This is a genomic window from Methylobacterium sp. A52T (assembly GCF_053346095.1).
This window is the reverse complement of sequence record NZ_JBKFBI010000002.1, coordinates 1-16,102: the sequence shown is the minus strand read 5'-3', so window position 1 is coordinate 16,102 and position 16,102 is coordinate 1. Positions and strand designations below refer to the sequence as shown.

Sequence of the window (16,102 nt, the reverse complement as noted above, 5' to 3'; positions counted from 1 at the left end):
TGCCGGATTGCGCTGACAAAACAAACATATGCTTAGCCAGAATCTGGATTAAATATCCGTGGCGCCAGATAATCGGCGCTTTCAATATAAATAACCCGCTTCCATGGTCATATAACTGCAAATACGTGGGACCGATAGACTGATCCAGCGGGTCAGGAGCCGCCCGCCATCGGGCTGGCACGGGGCTCCAACGCCGTAGGTCATCGCGCGGGAGTTGGCCCCGCAGCCGATTTCTTGGTGCAAGTCCGGGGGATCCCCACGGGCGCACCGCGGCTAGGCAGATCAGCCTCGATCTCCGGCCGCTTCAGCCCCTGAGCGTCATCGTGCTGCCGGAGATGCCGAAATCGCGCAGTCGCCTGAGGAACGACATGCCCAGCAGGCTGGTCGACAGGAGTCCGCGCGGGATCACGACCGCATCGACGTCCCGCACCGTGATCGATCCGATCTGCACGATGGCGATCCGGATCGGCGCGACGCGGACCGTGCCGTTCGCGGTGTTCCAGACGCGGGTGAAATCGGCCGGAGCGACCCGGATCCCGATCCGCGCGGCGTCCTCCTCGGAGAACGCACAGGCACTCGCCCCGGTATCCACCATCATCGGCAGCGAGCGGCCGTCCAGCAGCGCGTTGACGTAGAAGTGGCCGTTGCGCCCGGCCTGGAGAGCCACGCCGGCGGCATCGAGTGCGGGAACCGGCTCCGGCGGCGGCGTGACGGCGAGGGCCACCGGCGCCGGCCGCATGCCGTCGCGCAGTTTCAGGGCGGCCGTGACGCCGAGGAAGCCGAGCAGGCAGATCAATAGGATTGCGCGCACGCGAGTCCGCCCGTGACGTGGAGTGCCGGCGACCGGAGACGTTCCGGAATCCCGGCGATGAGATGCCAGACCGGTGAAGGGATGGTGCGCGATCGCGGTCGCCGCCGCGGCGCGCGCGCCGATTCCGCTCCGCTTGGTGTCCAGATCGTCACCGGGATCATCGGATTGTCGCGGGAACGACCGGACGGTCGCGGCGCGGGGTTGACCGGCAGCGGCCGTGGAGCCACATCTGCGTCTGTTCCAGGGAGATCCCCGGCAAGGGGCTGAGAAACCGCTGGCACGTCCGTCAGGACCTGCGGCGCGGAAATCCTTCGAACCTGATCCGGCTCATACCGGCGTAGGGATTGGACCGCGGCCGCCCGAAAGGCAGGCCACAGCTTCTCACCGAAGCGCACGGCCCGATCTCCGCGACGGCAATCCGCGGAGATGATTGTGCCCCTCGACCGACCCGCCTCACCGATCGGCCGCCGCCGCAACCCGGACGGCAGCGCCGCGCCGGCGACCCTTCCGGCGCGGACGGACGTCGCCGTGGTCGGCGGCGGGCTGATCGGGCTGTCGATCGCGTGGCGCCTCGCCCGGGCCGGCCGCGCCGTGACTGTGCTGGAGCGGGACACGATCGGGGCGGGCGCGAGCCTCGCGGCCACCGGCATGCTGGCCCCGGCCGCCGAGCACGAGCCGGGCTCCGACCCGCTGCTGCCGCTCGCCCTGGACTCGCTGCGGCTCTGGCCCGCGTTCCGCGACGCCCTGGAGGCCGAGTCCGGCCGCGCGATCGACTACCGCGCCGACGGCACCCTGGTGCTGGCGGTCGGCCGCGACGAGGTCGAGCGCCTGCGCTTCCGCTACGACCTGCAGCGCCGCTCGGGGCTCGAGGCCACATGGCTGCCGGGCAGCGAGGTGCGGCGCCTGGAGCCGGGCCTGCGCCCCTCCGTCACCGCCGGGATCCACTGTCCGCGCGACCATCAGGTCGACCCCCGTCTGGTCATGGACGCCCTCACCGAGGCCTGCCGCCGCGCCGGCGCGATCCTGGCGGAGCGGACCCCCGTCACCGCCCTCGACTGGTCGGGCGGCCGCGTGACCGGGATCCGCGCCGGCGACCGCGTCGTGGCGGCGGAGACCGTCATCCTCGCCTCCGGCGCCTGGAGCGGGGAGGGCGGCCTGCTGCCCGACGCGCTCGCCCTTCCGGTCCGCCCACTCAAGGGCCAGTCCCTGGCCCTGCGCACCACCGCCCGGACCGGTACCCTGGCGCGGATGGTCTGGACCGAGCAGGTCCACATGGCGCCGAAGAGCGACGGCCAGCTCATCGTCGGCGCGACCGTCGAGGATTGCGGCTTCCGGCCCGGCGTCACCGCGGGCGGGCTCTACGCCCTGCTGGAGGGCGCCCGCCGGGTGCTGCCCGGCATCGAGGAGATGGAGGTGGAGGCGGTGTGGAGCGGGTACCGTCCGACCTCGGACGACGACGCCCCAATCCTCGACGCGATCGCCCCGGGCCTCGTCGCCGCCACCGGGCATCACCGCAACGGCTACCTGCTCGCCCCGGTGACCGCCGACGCGGTCGCCGCGCTGGTGCTGCGCGGCGCGCTGCCGGAGGTGGCCCGCCCCTTCACCCGCGCGCGCTTCGGCCATCCGGAAGCGCTGAGGGCCTCGGCATGAAACTCCTCGTCAACGGTGAGCCCCGCGAGTGCGCGGTCGAGACGGTGGACGCCCTGTTCCGCCTCGAGGCGGAGGAGAGCGGTATCGAGAGTCCGCAGGGCGTCGCCATCGCGCTGAACGGCCGCGTTCTGCGCCGCCGGGACTGGGGCGAGACACCGGTCGCGGAGGGCGACCGGGTCGAGATCGTCCGCGCCATGCAGGGAGGTTGAGCATGGACCAGAATCACACGCCGCCGCGCCCCGAGGGTGGGGACGACAGCCTGACCATCGCCGGGGTGACGCTGTCGTCCCGGCTGTTCATCGGCACGGCCGGCTACCCGACGCAGGCGATCATGCGCGACGCCGTCGCGGCGAGCGGTGCCGACGTGGTCACGGCCTCGATCCGCCGGGTCTCGCTCCAGGGCCACGGCTCGGACACGGTCAAGATCCTGAAGGGCAAGCGCTTCCTGCCGAACACCGCCGGCTGCGAGACGGCCCGCGACGCGATCATGACCGCCGAGCTCGCCCGCGAGGCGCTCGACACCAACTGGATCAAGGTCGAGGTGATCGGCGACCGCGAGACGCTCTACCCGGACGTGATGGAGTTGATCGAGGCCTGTCGCCATCTCGTGGACGACGGCTTCGTGGTGCTGCCCTACTGCAACGACGACCCGATCGTGTGCCAGCGCCTGGAGGATCTCGGCTGCGCCGCCGTGATGCCCATGGGCTCCCTGATCGGCTCCGGGATGGGGGTGGCCAACCCGGCCAACCTGGAGCTGATCTGCCGCCGGGCGACGGTGCCGGTGGTCGTGGATGCCGGGATCGGCACCGCCTCGGACGCGGTGATCGCCATGGAACTCGGCGCCTCCGCCTGCCTGATCAACACGGCGGTCGCCAAGGCCGACGATCCGGTGCGGATGGCCCGCGCCATGGGCCGGGCCGTCGAGGCCGGGCGCGACGCGCACCGCGCCGGGCGGATCCCCCGCCGCGGCCGGGCCGAGCCGTCGAGCCCGCAACTCGGCCTCGTCGGCTCGTGAGGGCGCTGCCGTCGCCGCTGCTCGCGGTGACGGACCGGCACGGGCATCCGCGGCCCCTCGCCGAGACCGTCCAGGCGGTCCTCGACGGCGGCGGGCGCTGGATCTGGTTCCGCGACAGGGACCTGGAGTCGGATGCCCGCCTGCGCCTCGGCGCGGGCGTCGCCGCGCGCGTGCGGGCCGAGAACGGCGTCCTCACGGTCGGAGGCGACGTCGCGCTCGCGCGCGCCCTCGGTGCCGACGGCGTGCATCTCGGCGGCGGCTCAGGACCGGAGGCGATCGCGGCGGCGCGGGCCACCCTGGGCGCGGCCGCGCTGATCGGCGTTTCCGCGCACGCGCCGCGCGAGGCCGCGGCCGCCGCGCGGGCCGGGGCCGACTACGTGACCCTCAGCCCCATCTTCCCGACCATGAGCAAGCCCGGTTACGGACCAACTCTCGGACCGGGGGGCCTCGCCGCCGCACGCGCGGCAGGCCTGCCGATCGTGGCCCTGGGCGGTGTCTGTCCGGAGGTGATCGGCGCCTGTCGCGCGGCGGGGGCGGCGGGCTTCGCCGTCATGGGCGGCCCGATGCGGGCGATGGATCCGGCCGACGCGACCCGGGCGCTCCTGGAGGCCTGGGGCGCAGCGGAGTCTTCAGCGGCTCCGGCCGCCACGTAGAGATCTGCCCCCGTCCCGGCGAGCGCGGCGGAGCAAGACGGCCGACGGTGCGGCTGCCCTAGGCGTTGGGCGGTCCGTAGGGCGGGCGCGGGATCGCCCGGTGCGCCGCGCGCAGCGCCGCCGACCAGCGCTCGCGTAGATCGTGGAAGTAGCCCTCGCCGGCCTCGATCCGGTGGTTCACCTCGAGCGTCAGCGCGTTCCGGCGGGCGACCGCGATGTCGATCGGCAGGCCGACGCCCAGATTCGACCGCATGGTCGAATCCATCGAGACCAGGCTCACCTTGAGCGCGTCGTAGAGGTCGGTCGTGTACTTCACCGCCCGGTCGAGGATCGGCTTCCCGTACTTGTGCTCGCCGATCTGGAGGAACGGCGCGTCGGTGCTGCACTCGATGAAGTTGCCGGCGGAGTAGATCAGGTACAGCCGCATCTCGCCGGTGCCGATCTGGCCGCCGAACAGCAGCGAGAGCGAGAACCGGATATTGGCCGCCTCGAACCCGTCCTTCTCGATGGCGCGGACCCGCCGGATGGCCCGGCCGATCAGTTGCGCCGCCTGGAACATGGTCGGCGCCTCGACGAGCTTCTGCGGCGGCTCGCCCTCCTCCTCGCCGGGCACGCCCTCCTGGAGCAGGCTGAGCACCGACTGGGTGATCGAGAGGTTGCCCGCCGAGGCGAGCATCATCACCCGCTCGCCCGGCACGTTGAAATGGTGGAGCTTGCGGTAGGTCGAGATGTCGTCGAGCCCCGCATTGGTGCGGGTATCGGCGACCATGACCAGCCCTTCCTCCACCAGGACACCGACGCAGTAGGTCATCGTCTTCGGGCTCTCGTGCGGTCGGCGGACCGGGGTCGGAACGATCAGGATTGAGCGGCGGCCCTGCCTTGCTCGACCCGGAGCTTCACGTCCAGTGTCTCGGTGCCACCGCCGGTCCGGCTGCCGCGGATCGGCGCCGCCCCGAGATAGTCCAGGCCGGTGGCGACGCGGATGTAGTTGTCCGACGGGCTGACGTCGTAGCACGGGTCGAACGCCACCCAGCCGAGATCCGGCACCAGGGCCTCGACCCAGCCGTGGGGCGCCTCGACATCCGCCTGCCCGTCCTCCCGGGCCCGGTAGCCGGCGACGTAGCGCGCCGGGATGCCGATGTGGCGGGCGGCGGCGATGAGCACGTGGGCGAGATCCTGGCAGATTCCGCGGCCCGCCGCGAACGCCTTGCCGGCCGGCACCGCGCCGCTCGCGGGACCCGGCTCGTGGGCCACAGTCTCGTGGACCGTCCCCATCAGCCGGTGGAGTCGGGCCAGGGTCGCACCGTCGCCCTCGGCGGCGACGCCCTCCGCGAAGGCGTGCAGCTCCGGGCTCGCGGCGCACAGGTCCGTGTCGCGCAGGTAGAACTCGTCCGGCAGGCGCTCCACAGTGCCGCGGACGACGCCGTGCGTGTCGTCGGTGTCGACCTCGCCGGTGACCCGGATGGTCAGGGCGTCGGCCGGCTCGTCCGGGGTGAACCAGTGGACGACGTTGCCGAACCCGTCCTCGCGGGCGGTCAGCCGCCCGTCGACGGTGGTGTCGATCCGCCATCCGCGGACGTACTGCCCGTCATGGTCCCGCGGCGTCAGCCGCAGGACCTGCACGAGCCCGCGGGCCGGCTGCTCGTACGTGTAGATGGTCTCGTGAACCACGCGGATGCGCATGCGCCGTCCTGTCCGTCCTGTTCAGCCGACCAGATACTGCTTCGCGATCGCCTCGCCCACCTTGTTGTTCTCGGCGATGAACGCCTCGACGAACTCGTGCAGCCCGGTGGCGAAGACCCGGTCGATATCCTCGCCCTCCAGCTTCGCCAACATGTTTCCGGCGAGGCGCTGGCTCGGCCCCCGGCGGCCGTAGGCGTCGGCGATCAGGTCGAGATACTCGACGATCACGCCGTAGCAGTTCGCGAAGGAGCGCGGCATCTGCTTGTTGAGCATCAGCAGGTCGGCCACCAGCAGCGGCTTGATGCTCTCCCGGTAGACCCAGTGGTAGGCGTTGAACGCCGACACTTCGCGCAGGATCGTGGTCCACTGGAAGTAGTCGAGGCTGCCGCCCACCGTCTCGTCGTGCGGCAGCAGGATCTGGTACTTCACGTCGAGGATGCGGGCGGTATTGTCCGCCCGCTCGATCGCCGTGCCGAGCCGGGTGAACCAGAAGGCGTCGTTGCGCAGCATCGTCCGGAAGGCCGAGCCGTCGAAGGTCAGCGAGACGGTCTTCACCCAGTCGAGGAAGCGGCCGAACTCGTCGCGGTTGAGGTCCTTGCCGGCGTAGTTGCGCAACTCCAGCCACGCGCCGTTGATCGCGTCCCACATCTCGGTGGTGAGCGCCGTGCGCACCGAGCGGGCATTCTCGCGGGCCGCCTCGATGCAGGAGCGGATCGAGGACGGGTTGTGCGGGCTGAACGCCAGGAAGTCGCAGACGGTGTCGGCGTTGATCGCACTGTAATGGGTCTTGAACGCGTCGGGGTCGCCGGCCGAGGCGAGGGCCGATTCCCACTCGTTGCTCCCGCCGCCGCCGTAGCTCGTCGGCAGCGACGCGAATCGGTGCGCCGCGTCGAGGATGCGGGCGACGAAGTCGGCGCGCTCGACGTAGCGGGAGAGCCAGAAGAGGTTGTCGGCAGTCCTGGAGAGCATCGGTCTTCAGCCAAGTCGTGCGGACCACGGTGTCCGCGCCTCGGAACGTCCGGATATCGCGGAGCTCAGGCGTCGAGCACCCAGGTATCCTTGGTGCCACCGCCCTGGCTGGAATTGACCACCAGGGAGCCTTCCTTCAGCGCCACCCGGGTCAGGCCGCCCGGAACGATGCGGATCTTGTCGGCCCCGCACAGCACGAAGGGCCGCAGGTCGACGTGGCGGGGCGCGACGCCCGAGGCCACGAAGGTCGGGCAGGTGGAGAGCGACAGGGTCGGCTGGGCGATGAACCCGTCCGGGGCGTGCTTGAGCTTCTTGGCGAAATCGTCGAGCTCGCGCTTGCTGGCATGCGGCCCGACCAGCATCCCGTAGCCGCCCGAGCCGTTGACCTCCTTCACCACCAGGTCGGACAGGTTGTCCATCACGTACGCGAACGCGTCCTTCTCGCGGCACCGATAGGTCGGCACGTTGTGCAGGATCGGCTCCTCGCCGGTGAAGAACTTCACGATCTCCGGCATGTAGCTGTAGACCGCCTTGTCGTCCGAGATGCCGGTCCCGACCGCGTTGGCGAGGGTGACCGAGCCGCGCTCGTAGGCGTTCATCAGGCCGGGCACGCCGAGAACCGAGTCCGGGCGGAAGACCAGCGGGTCGAGGAAGTCGTCGTCGAGGCGGCGGTAGATGACGTCGACCTTCCGCGGCCCCTCGGTGGTGCGCATGTAGACGACGTCGTCCTTGGTGAAGAGGTCGGACGCCTCCACCAGCTCGACGCCGAGCTTGTCGGCCAGGAACGAGTGCTCGTAGAAGGCCGAGTTGTAGCGCCCGGGGGTCAGCAGCACGACGGTCGGGTCCCGGGTCGCTGAGCCCGGCGCGAGGCTGCGTAGGGTGGCGAGCAGGGCGTCCGGGTAGTTCTCCACCGGCGCGACCCGGTGCTTCGAGAACAGGTCCGGGAACAGGCGCAGCATCACCTCCCGGTTCTCCAGCATGTAGGAGACGCCCGACGGGATCCGGGCGTTGTCCTCCAGCACGAAGAAGTCGTTCTCGCCGGTCCGGACGATGTCGATGCCGGCGATGTGCACGTAAAGGTCGTGCGGCACGCGGAAGGACCGCATCTCCATGCGGTAATGGGCGTTGCGGTAGACGAGGTCGGCCGGGATGATGCCGGCCTTGATGCATTCCTGGGCGCCGTAGATGTCCTTCAGGAACAGGTTGATGGCGGTGACCCGCTGCGTCAGCCCGCGCTCCAGGAAGGCCCATTCCGGCTTGGTGATCACCCGGGGGATGATGTCGAACGGGATCAGCCGCTCGGTCGACTCGTTGTCGCCGTAGACCGCGAAGGTGATGCCGATCCGGCGGAACAGCAGCTCGGCCTGGCTGCGGCGGGTGTTGAAATGCTCGGGCGGCGTGGAGTCGAGCCAGGCCTTGAGCTGGCCGTAGGCGTCGCGGACGGCCGCCGGATCGGCCGCGCCGATCCCGTTCATCTCGTCGAAGGCCGTCACCGCCATCTCGCTCCTCCCGTACGCTCCCGCTCTTGAGGCAAGAGGCGCGCCACCCGATCATGGCTATATCCGCGGGCGATAACGCTCAAGGCGGCCGGAGGATCAGATCAACTTCAGGCCTTTCAGGCTGGCGTGACCGTTTCGGCCGAGGATCACGTGGTCGTGGACCACGATCTTGAGCGGCGCCAGGACGGCCACGATCTCGCGGGTCATCGCCACGTCGGCCGCCGACGGGGCCGGGTCGCCGGACGGGTGGTTGTGGGCCAGGATGATGGCCGTCGCCGAGAGTTCGAGCGCCCGTCGGGCGACCTCGCGCGGGTAGACCGGCGTGTGGTCGACGGTGCCGCGTCCCTGCACCTCGTCGGCGATGAGATGGTTGCGCTTGTCCAGGAACAGGACGCGGAACTCCTCCCGCGGCGCGAACGCCATGGTGGCGCGCAGGTACTCGTGCAGCGCGCTCCACGAGCCCAGGAGTGCGCGCTCCCGGATCGCGCCCCGGGCCAGCCGCCGAGCCGCGGCCTCGATCACCTTGAGGTCGGACGCGACGCCGGCGCTCACACCCTCCACTTCCATGAGCCGCGCCGGCTCGGCGCTGACCACCTCGGCGAAGCTGCCGAACCGGGCGACCAGCGCCTTGGCGAGGGGCTTCACGTCGCGCCGGGGAATCGCCCGGAACAGGACGAGCTCCAGCAGCTCGTAATCGGGCAGCGCGTCGGGCCCCGCGGTGGAGAACTTCTCCCGCAGGCGGTCGCGATGGCCGTGGTAGTGCGGAGTCTCCTTCTCGACCGGCGACGGGGCGGCGCTGTCGGCGAACAGCCCCGCCTCACCGTCGTCCTGCCGCTCGGGCACGGCCGGTCAGGCGGCCGGGTTGACGGGCTGGTGCAGCCCCTTCGGCGAGATCGTGAAGATCTCGACGCCGGTCTCGGTGACACCGACCGTGTGCTCGAACTGGGCGGAGAGCGAGCGGTCGCGGGTCACGGCGGTCCAGCCGTCACCCAGGACCTTCACGGCGGGCCGGCCCAGATTGATCATCGGCTCGATCGTGAAGAACTGGCCGGGCTTGAACGGCACGTCGTAGCTGGCCTCGACGTAGTGCAGGATCGTGGGCGCGTCGTGATAGGTGCGCCCGAGGCCGTGGCCGCAGAAGTCGCGCACCACCGAGCAGCGCTCGCCCTCGGCGTAGGACTGGATCGCCCGGCCGATATCGTTGGTCGATCCGCCGGGCTTCACGGCGGCGACGCCGCGCATCAGCGCCTCGTAGGTGATCTCGCACAGGCGCTGGGCCTTGCGCGGCACCTCGCCGACATAGGCCATCCGGCTCGAATCACCGTGCCAGCCGTCGAGGATCAGGCAGATGTCGAGGTTGACGATGTCGCCCTCGCGCAGCGGCTTGTCGTTGGGGATGCCGTGGCAGACCACGTGGTTGATCGAGGTGCAGATCGACTTCGGGTAGCCGCGATAGAGCAGCGAGGCCGGATAGGCGCCGTGGTCCATGGCGAAGGTGTAGGCGAGCCGGTCGAGTTCCTCGGTGGTGACGCCGGGCTGCGTCGCCTCCATCAGCAGGTCGAGGGCCTCGGCGGTGAGCCGACCCGCCCGGCGCATGCCCTCGAAACCCTCGGGACCGTGGATCGGCGGTTCCGGGGCGCGGCGCGCACCCTGCGCACTGGCCTGTTCCTGCTGCATGATCGGGACTTTTTTCGCGGCGGCGTCAATCGGGCTTCGCTCTATGTACGGCGCGGGGGCCGGGAGTCCAAGCCGCATCGGTCGTAGGTCGGGCGAGGCTTGCGCCGGTCGCGGGGCTGGCGGCATAAGCTGCCGCGAGACGCCCGGGAGCGCGCTGGCAGATTCGCCGCGCGGTCAGTCGCGGGGCAGGCGAGGGCCGGATGGCAGGCAAGGCGGTACCGCACTTCCACAACGAGCCGGGCGTGCCGGTCATCACCGTGGGCGTGAAGGAGTTCATGTGCATCGGCGCGCTGCCGCCGTTCGACCACCCGCACGTGTTCCTCGACATGGGCGCCGACAGCGAGATCATCTGCCAGTACTGCTCGACGCTCTACCGCTACCGGGCCGGGCTGAAGGCCGACGAGGCGGAGCCGCAGGCCTGCGTGTGGCGGGACGACGCCAAGCTCGCGGCGGAGTAGGCGCCGCCCACCGTGCCTTCTGGCAGTCCATCTCTGCGGATCGGGATCGTCGGGGCCGGGATCGGCGGCCTGACGGCGGCGCTGGCGCTGTCGGATGCCGGCCACGCCGTCACGGTGATCGAGCGCCGGACCGGCTTCAGCGAGGTCGGGGCGGGGATTCAGATCTCGCCCAACGCGAGCCGGGTTCTGGCCGGCCTCGGGCTCTCGGCGGCGCTGCGACGGGCGGCGAGCGAGCCCCCCGCCGTCGAGGTGCGCGCCCTCGACAGCGGCCGCCGCATCGGCGGCGTGGCGCTCGGCGCGCAGGCGCAGAGCCGCTTCGGCGCGCCCTACTACGTGATCCACCGCGCCGACCTGCAGACACTGCTGCTCGACGCGCTCCGGAGCCGCTCGACGATCCGCCTGTTGATGGGGCGCACCGTCACCGCCGTGTCCCAGACCGTTTCCGAGGCCGTCCTCACCGTCGAGGGCGCGAGCGGGACCCAGCCGGTCGCCTTCGACGTCGCGATCGGCGCGGACGGGCTGAGGTCCCGGCTGCGCGCGGATCTCGACTCGGCTCCGCTCCGGCCGGCTCAGGCCGCGGCGTGGCGCGCGCTCATCCCGATGGAGGCGGTCCCGCAGGACCTGCGCGGCGGCGCTACCGGCCTGTGGCTCGGCCGCGGCCGGCACGTGGTGCATTACCCGGTGCGGGACGGCCAGTTCCTGAACGTGGTGGCGGTGGTGCCCGAGGCGGTGGGCGACGAGGGCTGGGGCCGACTGGGGGAGCCGGCCGTGCTGCGCGGGCACCTGCGCGGCAGCGCCGCGCCGCTGCGCGACCTCCTGAGCCTGCCGGATTCCTGGCTGGTCTGGTCGCTCGCCGATCGGGCCGTGGCGCGCCCGCTCGCCCGCGACCGGCTCGCGCTGATCGGCGATGCCGGCCATCCGGTGCTGCCCTACCTCGCCCAAGGGGCCGCCCTGGCGATCGAGGACGCCGCGGTCCTCGCGCGCGCCCTCGCGGACCACGCCGACGTGCCGGCCGCGCTCGCGGCGTATTCGGGCGCGCGGACCGCGCGGGTGCGACGGGTCCAGAAGGCCGCGCGGAGCAACGGCCGGACCTACCACGCCGGCGGCGTGGTGGCGTTCGTGCGCGACGCCGTGATGGCCCGTCTCGGACCCGACGGCATGCGCGACCGCTACGCCTGGCTGTACGGCTGGACGCCCCCCGCTTGATCGGACCCGCCGCCCCCGCTACCGAGGGCGCATGCGGACGTGGCGGAACCGGTAGACGCACGAGACTTAAAATCTTGCGGCCGCGAGGCCGTGCGGGTTCGAGTCCCGCCGTCCGCACCAGCACGCATCGCGACGCCGGACCGGGATGCCGGAGGATATGGCGTGGTCTACGTGCTCATCATCATGCTCGCCGGCTCGGGCTCGGCGATCGGATCCGTCGAGTTCAACACCAAGCAGGCCTGCGAGGCCGCCGCGAAGCAGATCGCGGAGGCCGAACGGCCCTACGGCGGCGCCTCGCCGGTGACCGTGTGCGCGCCGAAGGGGTGAGGCGGTCGCGGCGGCCGTCGCGCGGGATGGATCGCATTTGAGCGATCGCCGAAACCGGCCCTTGTCGCGTCCCTGCGAGAACAGCCGCGGGGAGCTTCCGGCATGATCGACGCCCTTCAGACCGCCGCGACCGGCATGACCCGGGCCACCGACCGGCTCGGGAAGGCCGCCGAGACCGTCGCGGCGAGCGGCGCGCCCGTCGGCGACGCGGCCCTGCCGCCGGCCGCGCAGGTGGACCTGTCGGGGGCCGCGCTGGACCTGATCGGGTCGCGATCGGCCTTCGCGCTGAACGCCGCGGTGGCGCGCTCCGCCGACCGCATGATGGGCCAGCTCCTCGACGTCACCGCCTGAGGGCGGGCAGGGCGAGGCCGGCCAGGATCGCGGCCGCCGCGAAGAGCAGGGCCACGCCGACGAGGCGGTAGGCCACGACCCCCACCACACCGCCCGCCAGGAAGGCGCCGACGGTCAGCAGGTACAGCCGCAGCCGCTCCGGATCGTGGGGCTTGAGCGGATCCGCGCCGGACGGGCCGCGGTCCAGCCAGCGCGCGAGCTCGATGCCGATGTCGGTGATCATGCCGGTGACGTGCGTGGTCCGGACCCGCGATTCGGAGATCTTGGTCACGGCCGCGTTCTGGAGGCCCAGGACGAAGCTCAGGCCGAGCACCAGGGCGTGGCTCCGCGCCGGCTCTTGGAGCGGCAGCACGAGCAGGCCGACGCCGACGAGGAGGATCGCCTCCGCGCAGACCCCGTAGGCGTAGGCGCCCGGACGGTGCCCGCGGCGGCGGCGGCGGATCAGCAGCGTCGCGGTGGCGGCGCCGAGCACGAACAGGACGACGAGCAGCCCGGCCTGAAGGGCGAGCAGCAGGTCGCCCGTGCCGGTCCGGTCGGAGATGGCCGAGACGTTCCCGGTCATGTTCGAGGCGTAGAGGCCCACCGCGTAGAAGCCGGCGGTGTTCAGCGCGCCGGCCACTCCGGCGAGGGAGAGGGCGAGCGCCCTGTCGGCCTCCGGGGTGCGCGTCTCGCCTTCGTGGACCAGCATGGACCCGTCGATGACCCGTCGGTGGGGCGCCGAGAACCGGATTCGGTCGGCGCCGCCACCGTCTTAAGCCACGCGCCCGGGCGCCGTCACGGCGCCGGGCGCAACCCCCGGCTCACCAGCCGCGATAGCCGTAGCCGCCCTCGTAATCCCCGCCCCAGTGGCGGGCGTGGCCGTAGCCGACCGGGACCCGCTCGTAGGTCACGGTCCGGCGGGTGGCGTAGACCGGCGCGTCCTCCTCGTAGACGCGGTAGACCGGGGCCGGCCGCACGACCACGGGAGCCGGGGCGTAGCCGTAATCCGCGTATCCGTATCCGTATCCGTAGCCGGGCGCCGCGTGGGCCTGGGTCGCGGCGCCGATGAGGGCGCCGGCCGCGAGGCCGCCGATGATGCCGGCCGCGATGGCGCCGCCGCCGCGGGCCTCGGCGGCGGTGGAGGCCAGGGTGCCCACGCCGATCAGCGCGGCGGCCGAGAGCAGAGCGATGCGTGTCATGACCTGTCTCCGGTGGGTGCGGGGAGCGCCTGCGGCGCCCCGGATCACACGAGGGACAATGCCGCGCCCGCGCTGCACCGATGCTGAAGCCGGCCTGCAGCCACGGTTCAGCTTGCCGGTCCGGCCTCCGTGTCGGGGGCGGTCCGGATGTAGCCGCGGGAGATCAGGCGACTGCGCTCGCGCGTGCGCCGCTCGGCCTCCATCAGGTCGGACAGGGCGTCGGCGATCGCGCAGCGCAGGGCAATCCCGGCATCGCCGCCCGCGAAGCCGAGATACGCGGTGCTGATCGCCTCGACGGGGCATACGTGATCGTCGCGCTGGGCCAGGACCTGGGGCAGCATCGGGTTCTCCTTCGTCGCGTCCGGGAACGAAAAGAGAACAAGCCATAAGGGTTAACGTTCCGTCAACGGCGGCCGGGCCGGCCGCGCGCGACCGGCCAAACCCTGTGGACAACGCCGTTTCCGGTGCCGGGCGGCTGTGGATAAGCCGGCTCACTCGGGCATGCGCGGCAGCGGCTTGCCGTCGGCGGGAATCGGGTAGCGGGCCGCGTTCAGCTCCATCGCCAGGAACGTGTAGTAGCCCGAGATCGCCGCCAGATCGACGACGCCGGGCTTGCCGAACCGGGCCTCGGCGCGCGCGAAGGTCGCGTCGGAGACGCGCCTCGTGTCCTGGAGCTCGGCGGTGAAATCGTACACGAGGGTCTCGTCGTCGCTCATCTTCGCCGGCCGGCGGCCGTCGCGGATCGCCGCGATGATGTCGGCGGAGATGCCGGCCTTCTCGGCGATGGGCGCGTGGACGTACCACTCGTAGTCCTGCGTCCAGCGGCGGGCGGTCATCAGGATCACCAGCTCCGAGAGCGTGGTGCCGATCTTCGGCTTGAAGCGGAGGTAGTCGCCCATCGACCGGGCGAGCGTCATCACCTCCGGCGAGTACATGAGCGGCTCGAACGGCCCGAAGGGCGGCTTGCCGCGCGCCTGCGCGAAGGCCTCGGCCGCCTGCTTCTGCTCGGGCGTGTAGTCCTGGGGCGGGATGGTCGGCAGCCGGTCCTGCGCCCGCACCGCGCCGGTCGCCAGCGGCAGGGCCAGGGAGAGGGCGGCCAGGGTCAGCGCGCGGCGGCGGAGGGTCATCGTTTCGCTCCCGTTGGATCTGTGCAGTCGCGCCGCACGATCGCGGCGGCGCCGCGCGGCCACCAGGGCCCGGGGCGGGAAGCCCGTGTCGAATCGCGCGCGGCGTCACGGGAAGGCCGGCCGCGTCGCGGACCCGGGTCCGGACCGGTTGCGCTCGGCGCCGCACCGCGCCATCAGCGGCCGCGATGGCCGGTCCCGCACCCGTGCTGCCGATCGAGGCGGCGCTCCCCGATCTGCGCCGCGCGCTCGCCGCGCGGAACGCCGCCGTCCTGGTGGCGCCCCCCGGCGCCGGCAAGACGACCCGCGTGCCCCTCGACCTGCTCGCGGCGCCCTGGCTCGACGGGCGCAAGATCGTCCTGCTGGAGCCGCGCCGCCTCGCGGCCCGGGCCGCCGCCGCGCGGATGGCCCAGACGCTGGGCGAGCCGGTCGGCGGCACGGTCGGCCTGCGGGTCCGCCTCGGCTCGAAGATCTCGGGCCGCACGCGGATCGAGGTCGTCACCGAGGGTGTCTTCACCCGGATGATCCTGGACGATCCGGAGCTGTCCGGGATCGGCGCCGTCCTGTTCGACGAGTTCCACGAGCGCTCCCTCGACGCCGATCTCGGCCTCGCGCTGGCGCTCGACGCGCAGGGCGGCCTCCGGGAAGACCTGCGGATCCTCGTCATGTCGGCGACCCTCGACGGGGCCCGGGTCGCGCGGCTGATGGGCGACGCCCCGGTCGTGGCCTCCGAGGGCCGCGCCTTCCCGGTGGAGACCCGCTACGCGGAGCGCGATCCGAACCGGCGGATCGAGGACTCGGTCGCCGAGGTCACCCTGCGCGCCCTGCGGGCGGATCCGGGCTCGATCCTGGTGTTCCTGCCCGGGCAGGCTGAGATCCGCCGGACCGCCGACCTGCTGGCCGAGAAGGTCGGCCCCGACGTGCAGGTCGCGCCCCTCTACGGCGCGCTGACGCCCGCCGAGCAGGACCGCGCCGTCGCGCCGGCCTCCGCCGGAACCCGGAAGGTCGTCCTCGCGACCAGCATCGCCGAGACCTCCCTCACCATCGAGGGCGTCCGAATCGTAGTCGATTCGGGGCTGGCGCGGGTCCCGGTCTACGAGCCGGGCCTCGGTCTGACCCGCCTGGTCACGGCCCGCGCCTCCCGCGCCTCGGTCGACCAGCGCCGGGGCCGCGCCGGCCGCACCGAGCCCGGCCTGTGCTGGCGGCTCTGGTCCGAGGCCGGCACCAATGCCCTGGAGCCGTTCACGCGGCCCGAGATCCTGTCGGCCGACCTCGCCGGGCTGCTCCTCGACTGCGCCGCCTGGGGCGTGACCGACCCGGGCACGCTCGCCTTCCTCGACCCGCCGCCCGCGCCGGCCCTGGCCGAGGCCCACGCCCTGCTGAGCGAGCTGGGCGCCCTCGACGCCGACGGCCGCCTGACGCCGGTCGGCGCGCGCCTGCGGGCGCTGCCGCTGCCGCCGCGGCTCGCCCGGATGGTGACGGTCGCGGCCGGCACCGGTCA

Annotated in this window: 20 protein-coding genes, 1 tRNA gene and 1 riboswitch; of the genes, 10 read left to right on the top strand and 11 right to left on the bottom strand. The window is 72.2% G+C overall.

The genetic code is table 11. The features are described 5' to 3' along the window. Positions 1-304: 304 nt before the first annotated feature. On the bottom strand, positions 305-811 hold the full coding sequence (locus ACLBYE_RS00835; protein WP_447692651.1) for a retropepsin-like aspartic protease family protein: 507 nt from the start codon (positions 809-811) through the stop codon (positions 305-307). 233 nt (positions 812-1,044) lie between these two features. Further along, a riboswitch (TPP riboswitch) is annotated at positions 1,045-1,173 on the top strand. 64 nt (positions 1,174-1,237) lie between these two features. Between ACLBYE_RS00835 and thiO the strand changes: the two genes are divergently transcribed. Genes thiO through ACLBYE_RS00815 form a run of 4 tightly spaced genes read left to right on the top strand, consistent with a single transcriptional unit; the run spans position 1,238 to position 4,129 of the window. Continuing rightward, positions 1,238-2,461, top strand: coding sequence for a glycine oxidase ThiO (gene thiO, locus ACLBYE_RS00830; protein ID WP_447692650.1), 1,224 nt, complete (start codon positions 1,238-1,240; stop codon positions 2,459-2,461). Continuing rightward, complete coding sequence (gene thiS, locus ACLBYE_RS00825) at positions 2,458-2,670, top strand: sulfur carrier protein ThiS (RefSeq protein WP_020093526.1); 213 nt, start codon at positions 2,458-2,460, stop codon at positions 2,668-2,670. The genes thiO and thiS overlap by 4 nt, the downstream gene beginning before the upstream one ends. 2 nt (positions 2,671-2,672) lie before the next feature. Continuing rightward, positions 2,673-3,476 carry a thiazole synthase gene (gene thiG, locus ACLBYE_RS00820; protein WP_447692649.1) on the top strand — a complete coding sequence of 268 codons (804 nt, stop codon included), beginning with the start codon at positions 2,673-2,675 and terminating at the stop codon, positions 3,474-3,476. Then, positions 3,473-4,129 carry a thiamine phosphate synthase gene (locus ACLBYE_RS00815; RefSeq protein WP_447692648.1) on the top strand — a complete coding sequence of 219 codons (657 nt, stop codon included), beginning with the start codon at positions 3,473-3,475 and terminating at the stop codon, positions 4,127-4,129. Before thiG ends, ACLBYE_RS00815 begins: the two co-directional genes overlap by 4 nt. Positions 4,130-4,187: 58 nt before the next feature. Here ACLBYE_RS00815 and ACLBYE_RS00810 read toward each other — a convergent pair whose 3' ends face one another. From ACLBYE_RS00810 to map, 6 genes are all read right to left on the bottom strand, one after another. Next, positions 4,188-4,940, bottom strand: a complete 753-nt coding sequence (locus ACLBYE_RS00810) for a peptidase (protein ID WP_447692647.1) — start codon at positions 4,938-4,940, stop codon at positions 4,188-4,190. A gap of 44 nt (positions 4,941-4,984) precedes the next feature. Beyond that, positions 4,985-5,812 carry a transglutaminase family protein gene (locus ACLBYE_RS00805; RefSeq protein ID WP_447692646.1) on the bottom strand — a complete coding sequence of 276 codons (828 nt, stop codon included), beginning with the start codon at positions 5,810-5,812 and terminating at the stop codon, positions 4,985-4,987. Positions 5,813-5,833: 21 nt separating this feature from the next. Continuing rightward, positions 5,834-6,781 (bottom strand): alpha-E domain-containing protein, encoded by a 948-nt coding sequence (locus tag ACLBYE_RS00800; RefSeq protein WP_020093521.1) that lies wholly within the window; start codon positions 6,779-6,781, stop codon positions 5,834-5,836. 65 nt (positions 6,782-6,846) lie between these two features. Beyond that, the gene (locus ACLBYE_RS00795) at positions 6,847-8,280 is read right to left on the bottom strand and encodes a circularly permuted type 2 ATP-grasp protein (RefSeq protein WP_020093520.1); all 1,434 of its coding nucleotides are present in this window, start codon (positions 8,278-8,280) and stop codon (positions 6,847-6,849) included. A 96-nt stretch (positions 8,281-8,376) separates the two neighbouring features. Further along, the gene (gene radC, locus ACLBYE_RS00790) at positions 8,377-9,123 is read right to left on the bottom strand and encodes a RadC family protein (RefSeq protein WP_447692645.1); all 747 of its coding nucleotides are present in this window, start codon (positions 9,121-9,123) and stop codon (positions 8,377-8,379) included. A 6-nt stretch (positions 9,124-9,129) separates the two neighbouring features. After that, positions 9,130-9,957, bottom strand: a complete 828-nt coding sequence (map, locus tag ACLBYE_RS00785) for a type I methionyl aminopeptidase (protein WP_056522448.1) — start codon at positions 9,955-9,957, stop codon at positions 9,130-9,132. A 200-nt stretch (positions 9,958-10,157) separates the two neighbouring features. On the opposite strand from map, the gene ACLBYE_RS00780 reads away from it, so the two are divergent. The 5 genes from ACLBYE_RS00780 to ACLBYE_RS00760 all read left to right on the top strand — a co-directional run bounded on the left by ACLBYE_RS00780 (position 10,158) and on the right by ACLBYE_RS00760 (position 12,299). Further along, complete coding sequence (locus tag ACLBYE_RS00780; protein ID WP_091779433.1) at positions 10,158-10,415, top strand: zinc-finger domain-containing protein; 258 nt, start codon at positions 10,158-10,160, stop codon at positions 10,413-10,415. A gap of 12 nt (positions 10,416-10,427) precedes the next feature. Beyond that, the gene (locus ACLBYE_RS00775) at positions 10,428-11,621 is read left to right on the top strand and encodes an FAD-dependent monooxygenase (RefSeq protein WP_447692644.1); all 1,194 of its coding nucleotides are present in this window, start codon (positions 10,428-10,430) and stop codon (positions 11,619-11,621) included. 33 nt (positions 11,622-11,654) lie between these two features. Continuing rightward, positions 11,655-11,741: transfer RNA gene (locus ACLBYE_RS00770), tRNA-Leu, on the top strand. 42 nt (positions 11,742-11,783) lie between these two features. Next, positions 11,784-11,948 carry a hypothetical protein gene (locus ACLBYE_RS00765; protein WP_173009215.1) on the top strand — a complete coding sequence of 55 codons (165 nt, stop codon included), beginning with the start codon at positions 11,784-11,786 and terminating at the stop codon, positions 11,946-11,948. Between the two features lie 102 nt (positions 11,949-12,050). Next, positions 12,051-12,299 carry a flagellar protein gene (locus ACLBYE_RS00760; RefSeq protein WP_447692643.1) on the top strand — a complete coding sequence of 83 codons (249 nt, stop codon included), beginning with the start codon at positions 12,051-12,053 and terminating at the stop codon, positions 12,297-12,299. Here the strand turns inward: ACLBYE_RS00760 and ACLBYE_RS00755 are convergent. The 4 genes from ACLBYE_RS00755 to ACLBYE_RS00740 form a co-directional block, all read right to left on the bottom strand. Beyond that, positions 12,289-12,987, bottom strand: coding sequence for a YoaK family protein (locus tag ACLBYE_RS00755; protein WP_447692642.1), 699 nt, complete (start codon positions 12,985-12,987; stop codon positions 12,289-12,291). The two genes, ACLBYE_RS00760 and ACLBYE_RS00755, sit on opposite strands and share 11 nt — an antisense overlap. A gap of 112 nt (positions 12,988-13,099) precedes the next feature. Then, complete coding sequence (locus ACLBYE_RS00750; RefSeq protein WP_447692641.1) at positions 13,100-13,477, bottom strand: hypothetical protein; 378 nt, start codon at positions 13,475-13,477, stop codon at positions 13,100-13,102. Between the two features lie 107 nt (positions 13,478-13,584). Next, positions 13,585-13,818, bottom strand: a complete 234-nt coding sequence (locus tag ACLBYE_RS00745) for a hypothetical protein (RefSeq protein WP_447692640.1) — start codon at positions 13,816-13,818, stop codon at positions 13,585-13,587. A gap of 150 nt (positions 13,819-13,968) precedes the next feature. After that, on the bottom strand, positions 13,969-14,604 hold the full coding sequence (locus ACLBYE_RS00740) for a carboxymuconolactone decarboxylase family protein (RefSeq protein ID WP_447692639.1): 636 nt from the start codon (positions 14,602-14,604) through the stop codon (positions 13,969-13,971). Positions 14,605-14,789: 185 nt separating this feature from the next. On the opposite strand from ACLBYE_RS00740, the gene hrpB reads away from it, so the two are divergent. Then, positions 14,790-16,102 (top strand): ATP-dependent helicase HrpB (hrpB, locus tag ACLBYE_RS00735; RefSeq protein ID WP_447692638.1); only part of this gene is annotated, 1,313 nt, incomplete at its 3' end.

Bases quoted from the DNA above. Each gene is read 5' to 3' on its own strand.
- thiO (WP_447692650.1), top strand. From the start codon at position 1,238: ATGATTGTGCCCCTCGACCGACCCGCCTCACCGATCGGCCGCCGCCGC.
- thiS (WP_020093526.1), top strand. From the start codon at position 2,458: ATGAAACTCCTCGTCAACGGTGAGCCCCGCGAGTGCGCGGTCGAGACG.
- thiG (WP_447692649.1), top strand. From the start codon at position 2,673: ATGGACCAGAATCACACGCCGCCGCGCCCCGAGGGTGGGGACGACAGC.
- ACLBYE_RS00810 (WP_447692647.1), bottom strand. From the start codon at position 4,940: ATGACCTACTGCGTCGGTGTCCTGGTGGAGGAAGGGCTGGTCATGGTC.
- ACLBYE_RS00805 (WP_447692646.1), bottom strand. From the start codon at position 5,812: ATGCGCATCCGCGTGGTTCACGAGACCATCTACACGTACGAGCAGCCG.
- ACLBYE_RS00800 (WP_020093521.1), bottom strand. From the start codon at position 6,781: ATGCTCTCCAGGACTGCCGACAACCTCTTCTGGCTCTCCCGCTACGTC.
- ACLBYE_RS00795 (WP_020093520.1), bottom strand. From the start codon at position 8,280: ATGGCGGTGACGGCCTTCGACGAGATGAACGGGATCGGCGCGGCCGAT.
- map (WP_056522448.1), bottom strand. From the start codon at position 9,957: ATGCAGCAGGAACAGGCCAGTGCGCAGGGTGCGCGCCGCGCCCCGGAA.
- ACLBYE_RS00780 (WP_091779433.1), top strand. From the start codon at position 10,158: ATGGCAGGCAAGGCGGTACCGCACTTCCACAACGAGCCGGGCGTGCCG.
- ACLBYE_RS00760 (WP_447692643.1), top strand. From the start codon at position 12,051: ATGATCGACGCCCTTCAGACCGCCGCGACCGGCATGACCCGGGCCACC.
- ACLBYE_RS00755 (WP_447692642.1), bottom strand. From the start codon at position 12,987: ATGCTGGTCCACGAAGGCGAGACGCGCACCCCGGAGGCCGACAGGGCG.
- ACLBYE_RS00750 (WP_447692641.1), bottom strand. From the start codon at position 13,477: ATGACACGCATCGCTCTGCTCTCGGCCGCCGCGCTGATCGGCGTGGGC.
- ACLBYE_RS00745 (WP_447692640.1), bottom strand. From the start codon at position 13,818: ATGCTGCCCCAGGTCCTGGCCCAGCGCGACGATCACGTATGCCCCGTC.
- ACLBYE_RS00740 (WP_447692639.1), bottom strand. From the start codon at position 14,604: ATGACCCTCCGCCGCCGCGCGCTGACCCTGGCCGCCCTCTCCCTGGCC.